The organism is Vibrio sp. R12-SW3-ISO1 (genome assembly GCF_059834005.1).
The window spans coordinates 206,958-225,603 of sequence record NZ_JCBDGK010000015.1 but is presented as its reverse complement, the minus strand read 5'-3'; the positions used below and the strand labels follow the sequence as shown (position 1 = coordinate 225,603).

Sequence of the window (18,646 nt, the reverse complement as noted above, 5' to 3'; positions counted from 1 at the left end):
GCATATACCGAGATAGAAGACTTTGCCAACCTTTGCTGCGTGGCAACACCTAGCCTTGGTAGTTTTTCTCGAACACGCCTGGCGGCATTTGCGCAATCTGGAAATCGATCATCTTCTCAAACGCATTAATAAGTGGGGTGAAATCCTGCCGAGGCTCAAGCAGACGCAAGATGTGATAGCCTGCCTCCACCGTCGATAAACTGTTGGCACTGGGCGATTTACGAATGCGGTAGTTGCCCACCAGATCCGTGGGGAGCGCAACTTTAGGCAAAGCGTGTAAATTGGTCGAGAGTTGCCACATTTTATAGGCTTTCTTCCATGTGCCATCCAATAGAATCACGCGCAGACGCACCTTAGGCTCAGCTTGCTGGAGGCGCGTTCTCACTTGCTCATAGCTCTGCGCACCTTCACCGGGAAACAGTACCCAATGCTCGACGTTGGGTTCACTAAGCAGGGCGTTGAGCGCCTCATGCTTACTGAAATCTTCCCCGACGTAACAGCGACTGTTAGAGAGCGAGAGCGTCAAGATCCGCGCGGTGCCCATTGGTCGGTGGGTTTCCGCTTTATGTTGGAGTATGATGAGTTCCACATGAGAGGATAGCGGCACTATCCATTGGCATAGACACGCTTTGAGTGATTTCCCACATTGAGTACAGTACCGAAACGTCATTTCTGCTTAATTATCCTATTGGGGCTCATTAGCCTTGTGTGTGCCGTGTTACAAACTGAACCCGCCGCGACTTGGAGCGCTTGGCAGCAGATCGATATCCAACAAGGTCAGTGGTGGCGGATCGTAACAGGAAACTTTACCCATACCAACCTTGCCCACCTTGCGATGAACCTCGCAGGTCTGTGGGTGATTTGCTATCTATTCCGCCCTCGCCCCTTTGATCTTATTTTAGCCCTGTTTCTCTGTAGCCTTGGCGTCGGTTTACTTAACTTAACAACGACGATGCAAGGCTATGTTGGCCTCTCTGGCGTTTTACATGGACTATTTGGCTACTTCGCCTTACGTGAATACTTACCAAGCAAGAGCCATTTACCAAGGCGAAAAAGTAACGGGCTACTTGTGCTTGGCTTGCTGGCAAAAATTGCTTGGGAGCAAAGCATGGGCGCGCCAGAATCCACCAGCGCTCTGATTGAAGCACCTGTCGCCATTGATGCACATCTCTTTGGCGCGGGGACCGGCTTGCTCTTCGCGCTTGTCATGCACTTGCTCACGCAACAAAACAAAGACGCGATCACGCTAAAATAAGTCACGCTCAAATCAGCCACAGCCGCATCCGCCGTCTTGCACTGCCCTCCTTGACGCCCGGTCTTTGTGCCCTTTGTCTCAATAATTTTATTGATGTTCAGAGACAAAGGGCGCAGAATGGCCCACTTTTTCGCCCCCCGCATACACGCTGGGGCGTGATTACATCACAACAGAGAACAACGTATGGGTTTTACCGATTTAGGTCTTTCTGCTCCGCTGCTTAAAGCCATTGATGAACAAGGCTACCGTGAGCCATCACCAATCCAGCAACAAGCCATTCCAGCGGTGCTTGCTGGTCAAGATGTCATGGCCGCAGCACAGACAGGCACAGGTAAAACCGCAGGCTTTACACTGCCAATTCTAGAGCGCCTCGATAACGGCACGCGCGTCAAAGGCAATCATATTCGTGCGCTCGTCCTTACACCGACTCGTGAATTGGCGGCGCAAGTGCAAGAAAACGTCTTCAAGTACAGCCGTTACCAACGCCTAACCTCGGGTGTGGTATTTGGCGGCGTCAAAATCAACCCGCAGATGATGAAGCTGCGCAAAGGGTTGGACATATTGGTCGCCACGCCGGGCCGCTTGCTCGATCTTTACCAACAGAACGCGGTGAAATTTGATCAACTGGAAGTGCTGGTTCTTGATGAAGCAGACCGCATGCTGGATATGGGCTTTATTCGCGATATCCGCAAGATTTTGGCGCTGCTACCAGAAAAACGCCAAAACCTGCTCTTCTCAGCGACGTTCTCAGCGGAGATTCGTGACTTAGCAAAAGGCTTGGTGAACAACCCTGTTGAAGTGTCTGTCGCGCCTGCTAACTCGACCGCAACCACCATCGAGCAGTGCATCTACCCGGCCGACAAGCGCAAGAAAGCGCCGATGTTGGTCAAACTGATTCAAGATGGCGACTGGAAACAAGTTCTGGTGTTCTGCCGCACCAAACACGGTGCTAACCGCTTAGCGTATTACCTCAATGAGCAAGGGATCACCGCAGCGCCAATTCACGGTAATAAAAGTCAAAGTGCGCGCACCAAAGCACTAGCGGATTTTAAATCTGGCGACGTTCGCGTCCTAGTGGCCACCGACATTGCGGCGCGCGGCATCGACATCCCACAGCTGCCTCAAGTGGTTAACTTTGAACTGCCGCATGTGGCCGAAGATTATGTTCACCGAATTGGCCGTACAGGTCGAGCTGGCGAAGTGGGCCGTGCGATCTCTTTGGTGGAAGCGGCAGAAGCGAGCGAGCTATTTGCCATCGAGCGATTGATTCAACAGCTGTTGCCACGCCTTGCCTTAGAAGGCTATGCGCCAGTCAACGTGCTGCCAGAATCCAAACTCGACACACGCCCGATTAAGCCAAAGAAACCGAAAAAGCCGAAGAAACCGAAAACGGAACACACCGACGGACAACGCTCAGCAGACAACGCCCGTGGCCACAAACCGGCCAGCAAAAACAAGCGTCACTTCGGCCCAAAATCGGCGAACGGTGAAAACCGTGGTGGTAAACCCGCAGGGAAAAGCGGCAACGGTGCAAGAAAGCCAAACCGTTCAGGTAACCATCCAAACAAGCCATCCAACACTCAAAAAGCGCAATAAACCGGCGTTAAACGGATGACGCCGATGTGAAACGGGTACTCAGCTCACATCGGTGTTCGGTAGATAGACAATCTCACGCGGCAAGCCAGATTCTAAATCGCTGGCAGGGTTTGGTACGCTCACCCACTCTTCTGGTCGCATCGCAATACACATCAGAACAAACGCATCGAGAATGTCATCTTTCTCCGCCACTTTACGCGGTACGCTCGCCAACGCTGAGTTGAGCACCGTCATCCAATCTGGGGCAATGTGATTTAGCAGCGCTAACCGCTCCTGATGCCCCTCAACACACTTTTTATTCCACGCCATCGGTTGACCAGATAGCCCCGCAAAGGCCAGCTCAGGATGCGCTTCACGTACAGACAGTGACGTACTGCGCCGAGATCGGACAAAGGCATCCAATTCACGCATTTTAGGGACAATGCCCCAGGTTTGTTTCGAGAATTTTTTACCCAACCGCGCCACATTTTGCTCGCAGGCGCGCTCGTAGCTCTCACTGTAGACCGCCTCACGACAAGGCACGGAAAACACCGACGCCCGGCGCCCTTTGAGCAACGCCCTCGCGGCCTTATCACATAACCTATCTGGCTGATCTGGGGTGCTAAAACCGATTGGCATATCCACCAGCCACACTCCAGTGCCCCCAATCTGCGCCGCCAGTGCGTCCAAACTCTCTCCAATCACGACTTTAGGCCGTGCATTTTCTGTCACTACCCAAGCCAACCAGCCTGCTTTGCAGCCATCAATTCCGGTGTAGGTCATGGTGGTTACCACTCAGAGACAAGTAAGCGGCTTTTGACCCCTCTCACTTGAAGCCCCATCGCTTCAAATACCTCCTCAAAGTCGGTACACGCGGCGGGTAAATTGGGCAGCGATAATGCGGCTTCAGTGAAAAAACGGCGCTGGCGATGTGCATCATTTCCCCACGCAACGTTCCACCAATCCAGGATTCGCACTCTCGAGTCATGCAGGCGTTTAACTGTTGGCAGTCGGTCACTTTTTTTCAGGTTTTCCGCTGATGTCGTCGGCAATAAGTTCCACTTATCATTGTTTGGCCAGTACGCAAAAGGCAAGCAATGATCAACGTGATACGCATCTGCGAGCGGCTTACCGCTCCACACACTGACAATCTCCGTCCCTTGACCTTTGAGCTCCTCAACTCTTTGTCGTACATCACGCGTATCATGCGCGGCATCAATCCAGACCAAACAATCATGGTAGGTATGTAGCGCTATTCCACGCTGGCGATTTAACTCGAATCGCTGCATCTCTTTAACCCATTGGTTGACGACTAAAGGCTCAATCCATGAGTGATACAAGCGAAAGCACTCCCACAAACCCTCATCAAGCACAAACTCACCGTAACTTGCGAAAAACGCGCCATCCAATACCACTGAGTCTTGACGCTTGCGACGAGAGGAAGGTGAACATAACTCAAACAAGCGATTGTCTTTACTGCCTTGATAAATAAAGGTTACGGGACCTGATTTGATGGTCGCCAGTGTGTGTGAGAAGAGCTTTTGTATGGCTTTGGCGTCATCACCCATAAAGAGCGCACCAATGGCAAAATCATCCGCCGCTAGATGGTTAAGTTGGTGCCATCCATCTTCTTTTACAAAACCCAGGCCTTTACTGCTATTGGAGTTTTGTTGAATCCCCATGCCTTGGATATCGACATCAATGAGTCGCTTAAACTGCCTGACCCAGTAAAGCGCGACTAACCCAGCTGGTAGCGTTATCTTGCCATCGGCTCTCTCCATCACTGCGCCGGGATGGGCATCAGCAATACGTAAAAGTGTGCGCAATAAAGCCAATTTGTAGGTGGCCGACTTACTGTCATTGATCACAATACGGCGAACGGTGTTGAGACTTCCAGAGCGATCATCGGGTAGGGATAGCACGACAGTTTGCCAATGCACACCGCTGCGTTGAAGAGAATCATCGCTATCAGTGACCAACTCCATTTGTAGCGCACGTTCGTTTGCGTAGCGCTTAATTTCGCCCACCGAAACAGGGAAGCTGTGGCGCCCATCATCGAACTCACCATGACGTAAACTGATCACAAGCTTGCCATTGGGAGCAAGAAGATATGAGAGTTTCCTGAACGCGCGCTCCCGTTTACTACTCGGTATATGCATCCATACTGCACTAACTAAGATCAGGTCAAAACGCATGCCTAGGGTGAGCGTGTTCTCTAGCCCTGGGAGTGAATCTTTCAGCCAAGTGACATTCGGGCCCGTGCTGTGTTTGCCAATATCTCGCAGCAAATCACTCGGCTCGATAGCAATGACCTCACACCCTTGTGCGCTACACCACTTTGCATCTCGCCCAGAACCGGCCCCCACATCAAGCACAGACGCGCCCGCACTCGGCCAATAAGCCCGCCAAGACTGGTGAACAGACTCAAACGACACTGAGTTGTATTGCTTCGCTAGCACATCTGCGTGCGCATCATAAAAAGAGGTGGTCTGGAACATAATAGGCGCCGATCATCATTCTAAAAGCATGATATACAGCTCAATTGCATATGGCGATAAAGTCTTAGAAATGGGTTAGGTTTGGTGATTTACGTCACGTTTGGCATGATGTTCAATTTGAAATTTTCGGACTACCGCCGCTGGATTGTGCGCTTTTTTGTAGTGAATGTGACTGGACTCAGCCTGATTTGTAAAGGTTCGACCTTTACGAGAAGTTAGATTTGGGCTGAATGATATGTGTTGGTTCTAGAGTAGTTATCTAAAATCTTCTTCAATCTTCAGATATGAAAAAAGGCCTGATAAATCAGACCTTTAGAATGTGGCGGTGAGTGAGAGATTCGAACTCTCGATTGCAAGCTACCAAGTTAAAAATAATTAAAATCAACCACTTAAAGATATATCACTTTAAAGGTTTGTACCAGTTTTTTGTACAACTAAAGCGTGCTCCAGTAGCAGACTTGAGAGTCCAGATACCAATTGAGGAGCATACTGAGATGGTAGCCACATTTTAAGAACCTCACACTCTTAGGCTTACGTAAAAACGCTAGACTTTAGGTGCATAGCGGCACAACTGATAAAATAAGGGAGTGATAAAGTGTCAGATTTAGTTAGCAATACACCTCGAGCAGAAGAGTTTATTGTTCACGAACTAGCTTTGCTTGAAGGTGGGAAACATAAAGGGAAACTTAAAGTTGCAGCTAACGCTATGAGCGTCATTCCTTGGGTAGGTGGTGTAATTGCGGCAGGAAATGCAATCCATAATGACAAAGAGCAAGGACAAATAAACCAACTTTATCAAGAGTGGTTGAACACTCATAAAATCAAGATTGAAGCATTATATAAAGACCTGCATGAGTTTTCTGTAAGGGTTGAGGAGTATCAAGAGGAGTTGGACTCAAGGTTGGAGTCAGAAAGCTATTTGTCGTTGGTACGAAAAGCCTTTCGTTCATGGGACCACGCAGAAACAGAAGAGAAGCGTAAGTACATAATGAATTTATTAACAAATGCCGCAACTAGTTCTATTTGCCCCGATGACCAAATACGCCACTTCAACGAATGGATAGACAAGTATAATGAAATTCATTTCATGGTAATTAAGGCTATTGTAAATACAGATGGAATAACAAGAAGACAAATATGGTTGTCTTTTTCTGATAGTGTGCCGCGAGATGACTCTTCTGACGCTGGCTTATTCAGCCTTGTGATTAGAGACCTTAGTACTGGAGGAGTTCTACGACAGTCTAGAAGAAAAAATCACCAAGGCCAGTTTATGAAAGAACAAACTAAAACCAGATCAAACTCAAATACTATGGAATCACCATTTGAAGACACTAAACGATATGAACTTACAGAACTCGGAAGAGAGTTCGTCCACTATACAATGAACGAAGTTATCACAAGGTTAGGATAGCGGTGACAAGCACCGCCCTAGTTAAGCTCTTGAGGTCCTAAAGCCCATAGGCTTATTGGACCCTGTAAATAATTCTGTGTAACTGTCGGGGGTTACATGTATTCAGTGAGTCGGTCTTCGAACATAATCATAAAGCGGTTTAGAGCTTGTCGCCAGTTTCTAATCGGCATCGTCCACTTCTTGGAAGCATCTCGGATAGCCAGGTAGATCACCTTTCTAGCTGATTCATCCGTTGGGAAGAGCTTGCGCTTCTTGATCGCTTTTCTAATAACGCTGTTGAGGGATTCAATGGCGTTAGTCGTGTAAATGGCTCGGCGAATATCCTCTGGGTAGTTAAACAGGGTGTTGAGGTTGTCCCAATGCGCCGTCCAAGAGCGACTGATTTGAGGATACTTACTATCCCATCGTTCAGAGAACTGCTCTAAAGCGAGCAGTGCCTCATCTTCTGTGGCTGATTGGTAGATTTTCTTCAGGTCAGCCGTCACCGCTTTGTAGTCTTTCCAAGGGACGTATTTGACCGAGTTTCGCACCATGTGGACGATACAGAGCTGTATTTGCGTCTCTGGGAACGCAGTATTGATGGCGTCAGGAAAACCTTTTAGTCCGTCAACGCAAGCGATAAGGATGTCTTTTACCCCACGGTTTTGAAGCTCTGTCAGCACGTTAAGCCAGAACTTGGCGCCTTCCGTTTCAGAGAGCCACATGCCGAGCAGTTCTTTCTGGCCTTCCATGTTGACGCCTAACGCAAGATAGACCGCTTTGTTGATGACTTGCTTGTCTTGACGCACCTTAACCACGATGCAATCGAGATAGACGATAGGGTAAATTTCGTCGAGAGGTCGCGACTGCCATTCAATCACTTGCTCGAGTACCGAGTCGGTCACCTTTGATATCAGCGTTGGTGAGACGTCTGCATCATACATTTCCTTGAACGTTGCGACGATTTCACGTGTGGTCATGCCTTTCGCATATAGGCTTAATATCTTGTCGTCCATGGATTGGAATCGAGTTTGGTGCTTGCGGACGAGTTGAGGTTCAAAGCTAGCTTCACGGTCGCGAGGGACGTCGATATCGACTTCTCCATCATCGGTGATGATTGATTTACCCGAGTAGCCATTGCGGGAGTTGGAGCTAGTTCTAGGTTGGTGTTTTTGATACCCAAGGTGCTCATCGAGTTCAGCGTTTAACGCCGTTTCAACGGTCACCTTGGTTAACATTTTTCGGAAGTCATCAAGATCAGATTCAGTCTTAATTGACTTTGCTGCTTCACGAGCAAAAGCTTCGAGTGCTTTCTTATCCATATTGTCCATCCTTAGCCTTTAAGGCTTAAGTCTAGACAGTTACACAGAATTCAGGACACTCTCGCTTATTGCGCTCTACTTTCTCTAAGCCTACCTGTTCAAAATTATCAGACATCTGTTGCCCTTTACTATCAAACCACCTACAAAAGCACTCTTCGTCATCAACTTCTACGACCGTCATTTCAGGACCTCCTGATTTGAGTTTTACAACATCACCTTTACTGAAAGACATTATCGTTTCCTTATGTTTGTTTACTAACGTAAGTAAGCATTGCTCATTCAACAAAATATTCAACATGTTTACTAGTAAGTGTGATCTACACACTGATATAAATTAGAAGTCGTCGTACAAAGGATAAACACCATGTATTCAGGAGTACCCATTAGGTATACCCAAACGACTACGGTCAAACCTTGATCAAACAGTACCCAATAGGGTTGAATTTGCATTGTGACCACAATAAAATTTCTAACATCTTAGAGTTAAACGGGTACACCTAATGGCACACATAGCTTATCTGCGTGTTTCGACCACAGACCAAAATACAGACCGTCAACTTACAGATTCTGGTATCACCTTTGATAAGAGCTTTACAGATAAATGCAGTGGTGGCTCAACTAAACGACCAGCATTAGAAGCTCTTAAAGACTACGTTCGAGAAGGAGATACAATCCACGTTCATAGCATCGACCGCCTAGCTCGTAATTTGGTTGATTTGAAGCAACTAATAAACGACTGGACTAGCCAAGGTGTTAGCGTGAGATTCCACAAGGAAAACCTAAGCTTTAATGCTGGTGGAAGTGATCATATGTCTGAGCTCATGCTGAACATGCTAGGAGCTGTAGCTCAATTCGAGTTAGCAATGATTCAGGAAAGACGTCAGGAAGGCATTGAGAAAGCTAAAGCAGCAGGGAAATATAAAGGTAGACCAACTAACACAACTAACCACCAGCGTATCGCTGAGCTACGTTCACAAGGTTTTTCCTTGAGAAAGATTGCCTCCGAAATAGGAGTCTCCTTATCCACAGTCCAAAGAGCCTTAGCAAAGACTTAGTACACCGTAATTACCAAAAAAATGAAGTTTTATAAATCCCGTTTTGTGTGTGCGTAACGGTACGCCGCAATCGTATTCGATATGTATTACTCCGAACCCTCCCCCTCCTAGGGTTCCAATCAAACCAAAAAGAGAAACATTAATAATTAATCATATACCTACAGGTACATAACACACTATGAACCAATTCATGGCAGATAGCAGATTTGCGTATTTAGACCCTCGAACTCTCATACTCGATCCCGCGATGCAAGCCCGTGACGTTGAACTCATAAAAGACAAACGAGAACGTTCAGCGCAAGAGATTAAGCAAGAGAGCCAAAGTAAGGAGATTCTTGAAGACCTTCGTAATGGACAGCCTATAAGGCAACCTATCACTGTTTTTGTGATTGATGACAAGTATTACGTAGTGGATGGTTTTCACCGCACTGGAGCTTGTCTGAAGTACCTTGAAGAAAAACCCGATGCTGAATTGATGATTAACTCGTTGATCATAGAAAACCGTACCTACGCTGAGGCATTCTCAGCAGCGCAAGATGTCAACCAAGCACATGGGGTTGGAGTTACTAAAGATGAAGCAACGCAAGCTAAGTTTCGCAAGCTAATTGTTAACCGAGAGTTTGACCTAAGCGTCTCTCAAATAGAGGAGCTTGTTGGGTGTAGCCGTGGTCAGGCTGGACACATCGCTAACGGCTTAAAAGCTTGCAAAGAAGCATTAGGGAATGACATCGAGATGAACGACTTAGAGAGCTTTGTTGAAAACCTCAAGTTTGGCTTGGAGTCACGTTATTACCTACCCCAAAGCTGTTGGGACTCTAAGGGTTTCCCGAAGATTAGACGACTCTCAGATGCTTTTAAGGGTAAGGAGTATGTGCCTGACAAAGATGATGAACAGTGGGAGCAAAAGCAAATTAAAGACGTCTCAAAGAGCATCAGCCGCCTCGTTGAGTTCTTTGGAGAGGACATCTTCAGGGAAGGCTTAAGGAAGTTCACTAGGGGCTCTCAACTAGGTATCTCGATATCTCAACGGAGTAAGTGGCTGGAAAAAGCTGGGACTATCGAAGGAAGTATTCAAGATAAAAATAGTGGAAATAAAGCCCCTAACGTAACAGAAAACTACGAGTTATAGAAATGACATTGTGAGCTCGTAAGCCTTATACCACAAGGCCTACGGGCTAATTCAAACCAAAGTGTACACGTGTGTACAGTGGGGAGACTTTAGGTGTACACAACAGTGTAAAGACATTAACGAAAAACTACCAAAGACGTGGGACAGCCAGCCTAGGCAAACAGTCTATTGCTTTCTTCTTAGCCTTCATATCAACCGTACCGTATGCTGCTCCGATATTAGCCGGAGCGTGACCAGTGATAGCATCACTAACAGAATCAACTACTCCTAGACCACGCAAAGCTGTTCTCAAAGAGTGCCTAAACGAGTGTGATGGCTGCTTGGTTATGCCTAACCTCTTGACCTGTTTACTCCACCACTTACCAATAGCACCAGACCTTTTACCGTGTTTGTTTGGCTTGTGCTCAGGGAATAGAAACTCTCCACAGGACGCCACATAATCCAAAAAACCTAAATCAATGAGATGATCATGAATCGGCACTTGTCGAACTGACTTAACGTTTTTTACGTTCTGCTCTTCACCCTCACGAACATAAATAAAGTGAATACCTTCGTCTGATCGTTGTATATCTGAACTTCTAAGTTGAACCATTTCTTCAATCCGAGAACCCGTATATCTGCATAGAAGAGGCACCCAATAACAAGCCATGCCATAAGGCTTACTAGCAGTAACATCAGTGAATATATCTAGCTTAAATAACTGATTGATCTCGCTAGGCGTAAACCCTTTAGCTTCAGCTACCGCAGACTTATTCTGTACTTTAGGAAGTGTTACGCCTTTGTATGGGTTGACGTTTATCAAACCAAGCTCAACAGCATAGCCAAATACAGGAGAAGTCTTTCTGAGAATAGTCTTAACGGTTGAAGGAGCGATTGTTTCAAGCCCTTTTGTTTTAACAAGCTCAAGCTGCTCAGGTACTGATTTGTTTCTAATCTCTTTGGCTTTAGACTTAGGCAATTGTAACAGGGTATCTTTGTATTTTGAGATATGACCTCTCGTTACATCAGCAACGTCTAGATCCCCTATTATCTCTATAAGACGCTCTATCTGAGACTCAACCTCTGCCAAGGATTGAGAAGCTTTGCCATTAATAGATGCAGACTCAAGGTAACGCTTCAATAGGCTCGAAATGGAGTTCTGAGATGGTTTCAAAGCCCTAGACGGTATCTTATCAGGCTTAAGTACTGAAAGGGACTCACTAGCGATTGGAGTGGTCACTGGCTCATACCCAAAGTCTCGCTTGTGACGAGCCAAACAGAGAGACTCAACTCGACGGGCGTAATCGTAAAAAGCGTAAACCAAACGTCTATATGAAGCGCTTGTCTCACATACAACTAAACCTTCTATTTTTAGCTGTTCTTCAATGAAATCTTTCAAGCCTTCCAAAAGCTCTTGGTATTCTACTTCCGTAGCTTTTGATGCATCTAGACCACTAAACTCAAATGTGTCAGACAAGCCGAATACGTGGAGACGCTTATCGCCCTCAACGCCATACCATTCATACCGAAGATAGCAATCATAGTTACCATTACCATCAACCTCATCTTTGACACGTAGATACCAACGCTCGGCAATGATCGCGCAATCACGGACATTAAGCTCAATATCAGATGAATTAGATAGCTTTAAATTAGCGAAGTCGATTTGCTTGAGCGCATCATCAAGATGCTGAGGAAAGCGCTGCTTTGCTTCAGAAAGGTTTTTCGTTTGAAGAGATTTCTTGAAGACTGTCTTACCGATTATAGGAACCAGCTTTTTTGGGACAGCCATTCTAAAGTAGTAAACACCAGTTTGGGGATGCTTATAAGGACTTGCCATGATGTTCGACATTGTACCTACTCTTTGTACCAGTAGGCAGCTTACATTAAAACACCAAACCCCTGTATTATAAGAAGTTCTTACACTACAAGGGCTTATAGAATGTGGCGGTGAGTGAGAGATTCGAACTCTCGATACGTTGCCGTATACACACTTTCCAGGCGTGCTCCTTCAGCCACTCGGACAACTCACCGAATCAAATTGTGGTTGGTGTTGCTCACCAACGAGGCGCTAATTTAATGATTCTATTACCTTAGGTCAAGACCCATTCCCAAAAAAAGCCAAGTCATTGGGTTTGTTTGACTACTTATTGGGTTAAGTGGTTAAGGTTCATGCAATTACGCGCGTTGGTAGTAACCCGGAACGCGGAACCACTTGCGGCATAGGTCGAGAAAATAGCCGTACAACACACCCATACCACATGAGATGACAGCGTTCGAGGCAACGGCCGTCATGATCTGCTCGGTGGATGCCCCCACGGCCAGAAGAATGCCGGCATAGACTGGGGATTGAAACAGCACGTAAGCCAGCAAGTCTGAGACGCTTTTCATTGCACCTGATGGCGATAGTCGTCGCCCTTGACGCAACACAAAGTCACGAAACACGCCATAAGGCCATGCGATGGCGATGTTGACGGGAATAGACAGCGTTCTTGACGCAAGAGACTGCTCGAATGTCATACCAGAGATAAAGATCTCAATGATCATTCCAGAAATAAAGCAAAACACGACCATTGCAAAGGTATCTGCAGCGGCATGACGAATACAAAACGGCGCTCTAGGCCTCATTTTACTCACCAAATAATAAACTAAGACAACACACAAACAACAACACATACAACCAAGATAAAAACACCACCCAGTTGATGGCGCTATTAGAGCAGTAAATTTGCAGTTTTAGATCTCGAATTTAAGTGAGCTTGGTCAATAACCCACCAAATAGTGTGAGCAAGGTAGCATTTTTCACTGCCTTTTTGACCTTTGTGTGTTTTCTGAGCAAAACGAACATTCAGGTGGTGTTGAGGTGAATGTGGCAGCCAATCCTAGAGGTTTTGACTCGCCTCAACGGCGAGAGTATCCAAATCGATTTGGCTTGGCGTACGCTTGGCTTCTATGTCACCGTGAAGGTTGTCGATGGCTTGACGTAAGTTGGCACTTTTCGATGAGTCGACACTTGCTTGAATCGCTTTAACGTAGTTCAGTGCTTCTTCAAACTGTTGATTTTCAATCGCTACGAACAGACTCACCAGTGCTTTCTCTAACTCTTCTTCGTTTGAAATGACTGCGCTCATTGAACCGTACAGACGATGAGTAAACTGGAACAGTGTGTCGTCAAGCTCAGTTTCATCGATGGGTTTGGAGATAATAGCGTCCACACCTGCGGCGTACATTCTGTCTTGTGTCTCTTTGAACAAGTCGGCCGTGCAGCCAAAAATCAAGGTGCTGGCATGGCCATCGGGTAGCGCTCGAATCGCCGTGGTGGACTCGATCCCATCCATTACGGGCATGTGGTTGTCCATCAGCACCAAGTCATAGTGCGTTGAGCCAATCGCATCAATGGCTTTTTGACCATTATCGACACAATCACACGTAAAGCCTTTGTTGGCCAAAAACGTGCTCATGATGACGGAGTTGGTGCGGTTGTCTTCCACAATCAACGCCTTGAGCCCTTTGTAGTCCACTTTGCGCCGCTGAGCCATTTCGACAGGTTGAATATCACTTATGGCCATTTCGATGCTGATGTGAAAACTCGAGCCAATCCCGACCTCACTGGTTACGCTTACTTCGCCGTTCATCAGTTCACAAATCTGTTTAACGATTGAGAGACCAAGCCCTGTTCCACCGTAACGTCGTGTCGTTGAAGACTCTGCTTGCTCAAAAGGATTAAAAATCTTCCCTTGCGCTTCTTTGGCGATGCCGATTCCCGAGTCTCTGACCTCGACGTTGAGGTAGTTCTTTCCATCACATTTTTGTTCACTCAAATGCACTTCCACGTAGCCGCGAGATGTAAACTTCACCGCGTTATTGAGCAAGTTAAATAGGATCTGCCTTAGACGCGCTTTGTCGGCGCAGTACCAACGCCCATCCGGTACATCACTGTGCACAGTAAACTTGAGGCCCTTTTCATTACATAGGGTGTAGTAGACGCTGTTTACGCTGCCGATGATAGATTCAAGCGGGAAAGGATGATTGGAGAGCTCTAGACGACCTTGCTCAATTTTGGAGAAATCGAGGATTTCATTGAGCAGCGTCATCATGTGATCCCCAGAGTCATAGAGGGTTTTCATGTGTTTGCGCTGCTCATCATCTAAATCGGTTTTGAGTAGAATCTGCGCCGTACCTAAGACGCCATTCATCGGTGTGCGTATTTCGTGAGATAGCGAGGCTAAAAATGCACTTTTCGCTTCGGTGGATGCCTGCGCCTTGCGTTTTTCCGCATCGAGATACACGGTCTTTTGGTTAAACGTGTCGATAAGGTGGCGAATTTCATCTTGGCTGTTGTAGGTAATGTCTATCACGCCACCTTCGCGAGAATCGTCCACTTTTTTGGCGATATAGACGATGGGAGAAATGAGGTAGCGGTTAATCAAAAAGTACCCAATCAGTACGCAGATCAGCATGATGGGGACAATTCCCGCCTCCACTTTGTAGACGACTTCATAGACTTGTTCGGTCACGAGGCGCTTGGCGTTGATGACATCCACGCTCCAATTAAACTCACCAAATTGGAAGCGACTGATGTACATCCCTCTGACGACTTGAAAATTGTGCTCGGTCACCAAGTCCCCGTAGGCATCGCGCAAGATGACGCCGAGATCGTACTGCTCGGCATGTTGGCGAACAAATTTCACCAAGCTGGATAATGAAATATCGACGGTCGCAACACCGGCAAAGCGCCCGTCCACATAGTATGGCGAGGAAGCGGTGATCATCTGAATGTGGGTGAACGGGTCAATATAGACTTCAGACCATGCGACGTAACCGGCAGGCTTTTCCACCGCCGCTATAAACCATGGTTCTTGCTGATAACCCCCTAAAGCAGGGTTATCCCATGAGCGTATTCTATCTATCAGGCCATCACTGGCTCGGGTAAAAAACAGGCTTTGGAGCTGTGTCTCACGCGTATCTTGAGCGCCCTCTTGGTTCGAGGCCGGCCACAGTCCACCACTGACAGTGATGCCCTGCAGCGTTTCAAACAGTTTGTACAAAATCCGTTCTTGATGATCTTGCGGCTCGTTGTTGCTGCCGATGGCGACAATGCTTTGCAAAATGCCCAGCGAGCTATTGATCGGTTCTTCGATTTGCGCCGACAGGAGCTCAGTGCGCAGATCCAAATTCGCTTCCAACTGATCGCGTATCGGTGGCTCAACCACCAAGTAGCTGACGGTACCAATGAGCGTCACCGCCAGCGCCAAATAGAGCGCCAGCGCATAACTACTTTTGCGCTTGAGGGAAGAACGAATTTTCATAAACGTCTGAATTTTTACTGTTTCTAAAAAATTATAGCGGATATCACTAGGGTTCAACCTTTTTCTCTCAGAAAGAGACTGTTAACATTGCTCCATCACAACTCAAACACTCAATGGAACCCATTTTGACGCTACAAGAGATCCTTGCTCTGCCAGAACTAGAAGGCCGACTTATTAACGAAAACAAAACTCGCGGTTTTGTGACTTCCATGGCCGCGGCTCCCAACGTGCTGGCACCGGAAGAGTGGCTTCCATTCTTATGGGGCGGTGAAGACGTCGCTCCGTTTTCCGATGGTGAGCAGCTTGAGTCCTACATTGAAGCGGTGATCGCGATGTGGAATGAGTACCGTCCTGCCCTGTTAAACAATGAATGGCAATGGCCAGAGAGCTGTCAGATTGATGAAGAAGAGATCGTCAACGAAGCGACTCGCGATTTCTGCGAAGGCTTACTGCAAGGCTGGCAACTCGCGCGCGATGATTGGGAAACCATCATGCCAGAAGAGAGCGAAGATAATGCGCTATTGGGCGGGGTACTGCTTTCTATCAGCATGTTGTACGATCCCGAGACCTCCATCGCCACCTTAGCCGATCAAGGTATTGAGGGTTTAGAGCAGTTTGAAGAGATTTTCAACGCCGTACCTACCATGCTATGCGGCCTTACCATGCGTGGCTCAATGTTGGCGGAGCAAGATTAATTCCTGAATGGAAACGAACAACGCGGCATCACGCCGCGTTTTTTAATCCAACTTTTGCCACTGGAACGACTCGATTCGTTCATCTGAAATATAGAACAGCTTATCGCCCGCTTTGACTTGCCGATCTAAATCCGGGTTCAGCTCAATCCCCTCACCAACATCAATCGCGATCAATGTCGCTTGTTGAGTTCGCTTCATGTAATCAAAAATAGGCGCGATATCGCGCTGAATAAAGCCAGTTGGTAACGTGGTGGAGTACTGCGTCATACCCCGCGTCGAAGCAAGCAACTCTTGATGCAAAGCGCTAGAGCCCGGGTCAACGGCCGCTTTGGCGAGCATTTCTGCGCCTACTGCGGGTATACACTCGGCATTCGGGCAGTGTTGGCTAAGAAGCTGGCTGAGCGCCTCATCTTTAAAGTACGCGAGTAGATGGGCCTTGGGGTTCACGTTCGCCGCGTAGAGAGCCGCAGAGAGCGTGATGTCATCTTCTAGATTGTCGACCACGATACAGCTCGCCTCGGTGATGGAGGCTTTCGCCATCTCTTGCTGGTCGGTATAACTGGTCACTCGCACAAAGCCAATCTCACCAGGCAATGGGTTTTCGATGTCTGAGCGGCTACACAGTACAATCGGGCGTTTGCCCGCTTCCTCATGCTGTAGCATCCGAATCAAATGCATCGTGCGCTGCCCGTTCCACCCCAACAGTACTATATGATTCTCCACACCCACTCTCCGTTTTCCTAATACACCGGCTCGCCAATAGTCCACCGCACTGCCCGCCAGTCGTCCAATTAAGGCCGCGAACAAGGTTAATCCACCAGGGATGACAAACAACATCACAACCCATTTTCCTGCGGCAGTCTGCGGTGAGTGATCGCCATAACCCACGGTCGAGGCGGTCACCATCAAAAAATAAAAATAGGTTGAAAGATCTTGTGTAAGTGCTTGCTCACCACTGGCATCAAGTAAGATCCATGCAATCAACACGTAGAGAAAAAACAAAATCAGCACATTGCGTGCACTGAGTTTGAACAAGTGCGTCATCATCCACTTTCTAAAGGTGAGCCACAATGTCATGCTGAGTCTCTACTGTTGTGATATTGGCGTCTATGGCTTTCATACTAGCGGATCCCTACAACGAAAAAAACCAGCCAATGCGCTAACACAATGGCTGGTTCTCTCAGTAGGCGTTTAACGCATCAAAGATTAGGCGTTGCCTTTCACTTGCAGGTTAAGCTGCTCCGCAAAATCAAGCATGCGGTTGAGCGGGATGAGTGATTTCACTCGTAGCACTTCATCCACAAAGATTTCGTGTTCTTTGCCGCCATCACGCAGGGCCGTTTCAATCGCTTTAAGGCCATTCATCGCCATCCAAGGGCAGTGTGCACAGCTGCGACACGTTGCACCCGCACCAGCGGTTGGAGCTTCAATCAGCTCTTTCTCTGGCACCAATTGCTGCATTTTGAAGAAGATGCCTTTATCCGTCGCGACGATCATCTGCTTATGCGGCAGAGCCTTAGCGGCTTTAATCAGCTGGCTGGTCGAGCCAACCGCATCGGCCAATTCGACCACACTAGCAGGAGATTCCGGGTGGACCAAAATCGCCGCATCAGGGTAGACGGCTTTCATCTTACGCAGTGCATCTGCGGAGAATTCGTCATGCACCACGCACTCCCCTTGCCAAAGCAACATATCTGCGCCTGTTTTGTTGGCAATGTAAGAGCCTAAGTGACGATCTGGGCCCCAGATGATCGGCTTATCTTGCTCGTCTAAGTGCTCGACGATTTCGAGTGCAATACTCGACGTCACCACCCAATCAGCGCGCGCTTTTACCGCAGCAGACGTGTTGGCGTACACCACCACCGTATGATCGGGGTGCGCATCACAGAACTCACTGAACTTATCCGCTGGGCAGCCTAAATCGAGAGAGCATTCCGCCTCTAGGGTTGGCATTAAGATGCGCTTTTCAGGTGTGAGGATTTTTGCAGACTCACCCATAAAGCGAACGCCCGCAATGATCAAAGTGCTGGCTGGGTGACGGTTACCAAACTTCGCCATCTCAAGCGAATCACCCACGAAGCCGCCGGTTTCTTCTGCCAACGCCTGAATTTCAGGATCAGTGTAGTAGTGGGCAATCAGTACCGCGTCTTTTTCTTTCAGCAGCGCTTTAATATTGGCCACGTGGGCCTGCTTTTCTGCATCCGTCAGCGGAACGGGCTTAGGAGGGAATGGGTAAACGGTTTCAATTTTATCGAGTATGTGGCTCATTGCTCTTGCTCTACGCAACTTCCAGTAGTCCGAATATTGTAACCCCAAGTGTGTTGTAGATTCCACCTCATCCTTAGAACCGCTGCTTATGCGTAAGAGACAAAGGCTATCGAATCCAAAATGAAGAAGGAGCGACACGCGCTCCTTCTTGTTGATGATGTATTGCCCCAG

16 protein-coding genes and 1 tRNA gene are annotated in these 18,646 nt (G+C 47.6%); 6 read left to right on the top strand and 11 right to left on the bottom strand.

Translation table 11 applies throughout. From position 1 onward, the window contains the following. Positions 1-49: 49 nt before the first annotated feature. Positions 50-670 carry a tRNA-uridine aminocarboxypropyltransferase gene (locus AC6R0R_RS04715; protein ID WP_500625862.1) on the bottom strand — a complete coding sequence of 207 codons (621 nt, stop codon included), beginning with the start codon at positions 668-670 and terminating at the stop codon, positions 50-52. A 45-nt stretch (positions 671-715) separates the two neighbouring features. On the opposite strand from AC6R0R_RS04715, the gene rrtA reads away from it, so the two are divergent. Beyond that, positions 716-1,255: a rhombosortase gene (rrtA, locus tag AC6R0R_RS04710; RefSeq protein WP_500625861.1), complete on the top strand. Its 540-nt coding sequence runs from the start codon at positions 716-718 to the stop codon at positions 1,253-1,255. Between the two features lie 183 nt (positions 1,256-1,438). Further along, positions 1,439-2,851 (top strand): DEAD/DEAH box helicase, encoded by a 1,413-nt coding sequence (locus AC6R0R_RS04705; RefSeq protein ID WP_500625860.1) that lies wholly within the window; start codon positions 1,439-1,441, stop codon positions 2,849-2,851. A 39-nt stretch (positions 2,852-2,890) separates the two neighbouring features. Here the strand turns inward: AC6R0R_RS04705 and AC6R0R_RS04700 are convergent, their stop codons facing one another. Both AC6R0R_RS04700 and AC6R0R_RS04695 read right to left on the bottom strand, forming a co-directional pair. Next, positions 2,891-3,613, bottom strand: a complete 723-nt coding sequence (locus AC6R0R_RS04700; protein WP_500625859.1) for a DUF429 domain-containing protein — start codon at positions 3,611-3,613, stop codon at positions 2,891-2,893. A 5-nt stretch (positions 3,614-3,618) separates the two neighbouring features. Continuing rightward, positions 3,619-5,328, bottom strand: a complete 1,710-nt coding sequence (locus AC6R0R_RS04695; protein WP_500625858.1) for a class I SAM-dependent methyltransferase — start codon at positions 5,326-5,328, stop codon at positions 3,619-3,621. A 595-nt stretch (positions 5,329-5,923) separates the two neighbouring features. On the opposite strand from AC6R0R_RS04695, the gene AC6R0R_RS04690 reads away from it, so the two are divergent. After that, complete coding sequence (locus AC6R0R_RS04690) at positions 5,924-6,739, top strand: hypothetical protein (RefSeq protein ID WP_258614903.1); 816 nt, start codon at positions 5,924-5,926, stop codon at positions 6,737-6,739. Between the two features lie 92 nt (positions 6,740-6,831). On the opposite strand, the gene AC6R0R_RS04685 is transcribed toward AC6R0R_RS04690, so the two are convergent. Together AC6R0R_RS04685 and AC6R0R_RS04680 are read right to left on the bottom strand one after the other, a co-directional pair. Further along, positions 6,832-8,040, bottom strand: a complete 1,209-nt coding sequence (locus AC6R0R_RS04685; RefSeq protein WP_500625857.1) for an IS256 family transposase — start codon at positions 8,038-8,040, stop codon at positions 6,832-6,834. Positions 8,041-8,071: 31 nt separating this feature from the next. Then, positions 8,072-8,272 (bottom strand): YodC family protein, encoded by a 201-nt coding sequence (locus tag AC6R0R_RS04680; protein WP_500625856.1) that lies wholly within the window; start codon positions 8,270-8,272, stop codon positions 8,072-8,074. Between the two features lie 268 nt (positions 8,273-8,540). Between AC6R0R_RS04680 and AC6R0R_RS04675 the strand changes: the two genes are divergently transcribed. Together AC6R0R_RS04675 and AC6R0R_RS04670 are read left to right on the top strand one after the other, a co-directional pair. Then, positions 8,541-9,095 (top strand): recombinase family protein, encoded by a 555-nt coding sequence (locus tag AC6R0R_RS04675; protein ID WP_031781197.1) that lies wholly within the window; start codon positions 8,541-8,543, stop codon positions 9,093-9,095. Between the two features lie 190 nt (positions 9,096-9,285). Next, complete coding sequence (locus AC6R0R_RS04670; RefSeq protein ID WP_240703677.1) at positions 9,286-10,224, top strand: hypothetical protein; 939 nt, start codon at positions 9,286-9,288, stop codon at positions 10,222-10,224. A gap of 127 nt (positions 10,225-10,351) precedes the next feature. On the opposite strand, the gene AC6R0R_RS04665 is transcribed toward AC6R0R_RS04670, so the two are convergent. From AC6R0R_RS04665 to AC6R0R_RS04650, 4 genes are all read right to left on the bottom strand, one after another. Continuing rightward, a complete protein-coding gene (locus AC6R0R_RS04665) occupies positions 10,352-12,055 on the bottom strand; it encodes a DUF6538 domain-containing protein (RefSeq protein WP_394626656.1) in 1,704 nt (567 codons plus the stop codon). A gap of 93 nt (positions 12,056-12,148) precedes the next feature. Then, positions 12,149-12,236, bottom strand: a tRNA-Ser gene (locus AC6R0R_RS04660). A gap of 145 nt (positions 12,237-12,381) precedes the next feature. Beyond that, entirely contained in the window at positions 12,382-12,831 is a 450-nt protein-coding gene (locus tag AC6R0R_RS04655) for an L-alanine exporter AlaE (RefSeq protein WP_500625855.1), read from the bottom strand. Positions 12,832-13,085: 254 nt separating this feature from the next. Then, a complete protein-coding gene (locus tag AC6R0R_RS04650) occupies positions 13,086-15,512 on the bottom strand; it encodes a hybrid sensor histidine kinase/response regulator (RefSeq protein WP_500625854.1) in 2,427 nt (808 codons plus the stop codon). A gap of 125 nt (positions 15,513-15,637) precedes the next feature. Between AC6R0R_RS04650 and AC6R0R_RS04645 the strand changes: the two genes are divergently transcribed. Further along, the gene (locus AC6R0R_RS04645) at positions 15,638-16,207 is read left to right on the top strand and encodes a UPF0149 family protein (protein ID WP_500625853.1); all 570 of its coding nucleotides are present in this window, start codon (positions 15,638-15,640) and stop codon (positions 16,205-16,207) included. Between the two features lie 42 nt (positions 16,208-16,249). Here the strand turns inward: AC6R0R_RS04645 and AC6R0R_RS04640 are convergent, their stop codons facing one another. Both AC6R0R_RS04640 and nadA read right to left on the bottom strand, forming a co-directional pair. After that, positions 16,250-17,284 carry an ion channel gene (locus AC6R0R_RS04640; protein ID WP_500625852.1) on the bottom strand — a complete coding sequence of 345 codons (1,035 nt, stop codon included), beginning with the start codon at positions 17,282-17,284 and terminating at the stop codon, positions 16,250-16,252. Between the two features lie 129 nt (positions 17,285-17,413). Next, entirely contained in the window at positions 17,414-18,475 is a 1,062-nt protein-coding gene (gene nadA, locus AC6R0R_RS04635) for a quinolinate synthase NadA (protein WP_500625851.1), read from the bottom strand. Positions 18,476-18,646 lie beyond the last annotated feature (171 nt).

What these genes read in the sequence shown, in the direction of transcription:
- AC6R0R_RS04715 (WP_500625862.1), bottom strand. Translation starts at nt 670, where the DNA reads ATGACGTTTCGGTACTGTACTCAATGTGGGAAATCACTCAAAGCGTGT.
- AC6R0R_RS04705 (WP_500625860.1), top strand. Translation starts at nt 1,439, where the DNA reads ATGGGTTTTACCGATTTAGGTCTTTCTGCTCCGCTGCTTAAAGCCATT.
- AC6R0R_RS04700 (WP_500625859.1), bottom strand. Translation starts at nt 3,613, where the DNA reads ATGACCTACACCGGAATTGATGGCTGCAAAGCAGGCTGGTTGGCTTGG.
- AC6R0R_RS04695 (WP_500625858.1), bottom strand. Translation starts at nt 5,328, where the DNA reads ATGTTCCAGACCACCTCTTTTTATGATGCGCACGCAGATGTGCTAGCG.
- AC6R0R_RS04685 (WP_500625857.1), bottom strand. Translation starts at nt 8,040, where the DNA reads ATGGATAAGAAAGCACTCGAAGCTTTTGCTCGTGAAGCAGCAAAGTCA.
- AC6R0R_RS04680 (WP_500625856.1), bottom strand. Translation starts at nt 8,272, where the DNA reads ATGTCTTTCAGTAAAGGTGATGTTGTAAAACTCAAATCAGGAGGTCCT.
- AC6R0R_RS04675 (WP_031781197.1), top strand. Translation starts at nt 8,541, where the DNA reads ATGGCACACATAGCTTATCTGCGTGTTTCGACCACAGACCAAAATACA.
- AC6R0R_RS04670 (WP_240703677.1), top strand. Translation starts at nt 9,286, where the DNA reads ATGGCAGATAGCAGATTTGCGTATTTAGACCCTCGAACTCTCATACTC.
- AC6R0R_RS04665 (WP_394626656.1), bottom strand. Translation starts at nt 12,055, where the DNA reads ATGTCGAACATCATGGCAAGTCCTTATAAGCATCCCCAAACTGGTGTT.
- AC6R0R_RS04655 (WP_500625855.1), bottom strand. Translation starts at nt 12,831, where the DNA reads ATGAGGCCTAGAGCGCCGTTTTGTATTCGTCATGCCGCTGCAGATACC.
- AC6R0R_RS04650 (WP_500625854.1), bottom strand. Translation starts at nt 15,512, where the DNA reads ATGAAAATTCGTTCTTCCCTCAAGCGCAAAAGTAGTTATGCGCTGGCG.
- AC6R0R_RS04640 (WP_500625852.1), bottom strand. Translation starts at nt 17,284, where the DNA reads ATGACATTGTGGCTCACCTTTAGAAAGTGGATGATGACGCACTTGTTC.
- nadA (WP_500625851.1), bottom strand. Translation starts at nt 18,475, where the DNA reads ATGAGCCACATACTCGATAAAATTGAAACCGTTTACCCATTCCCTCCT.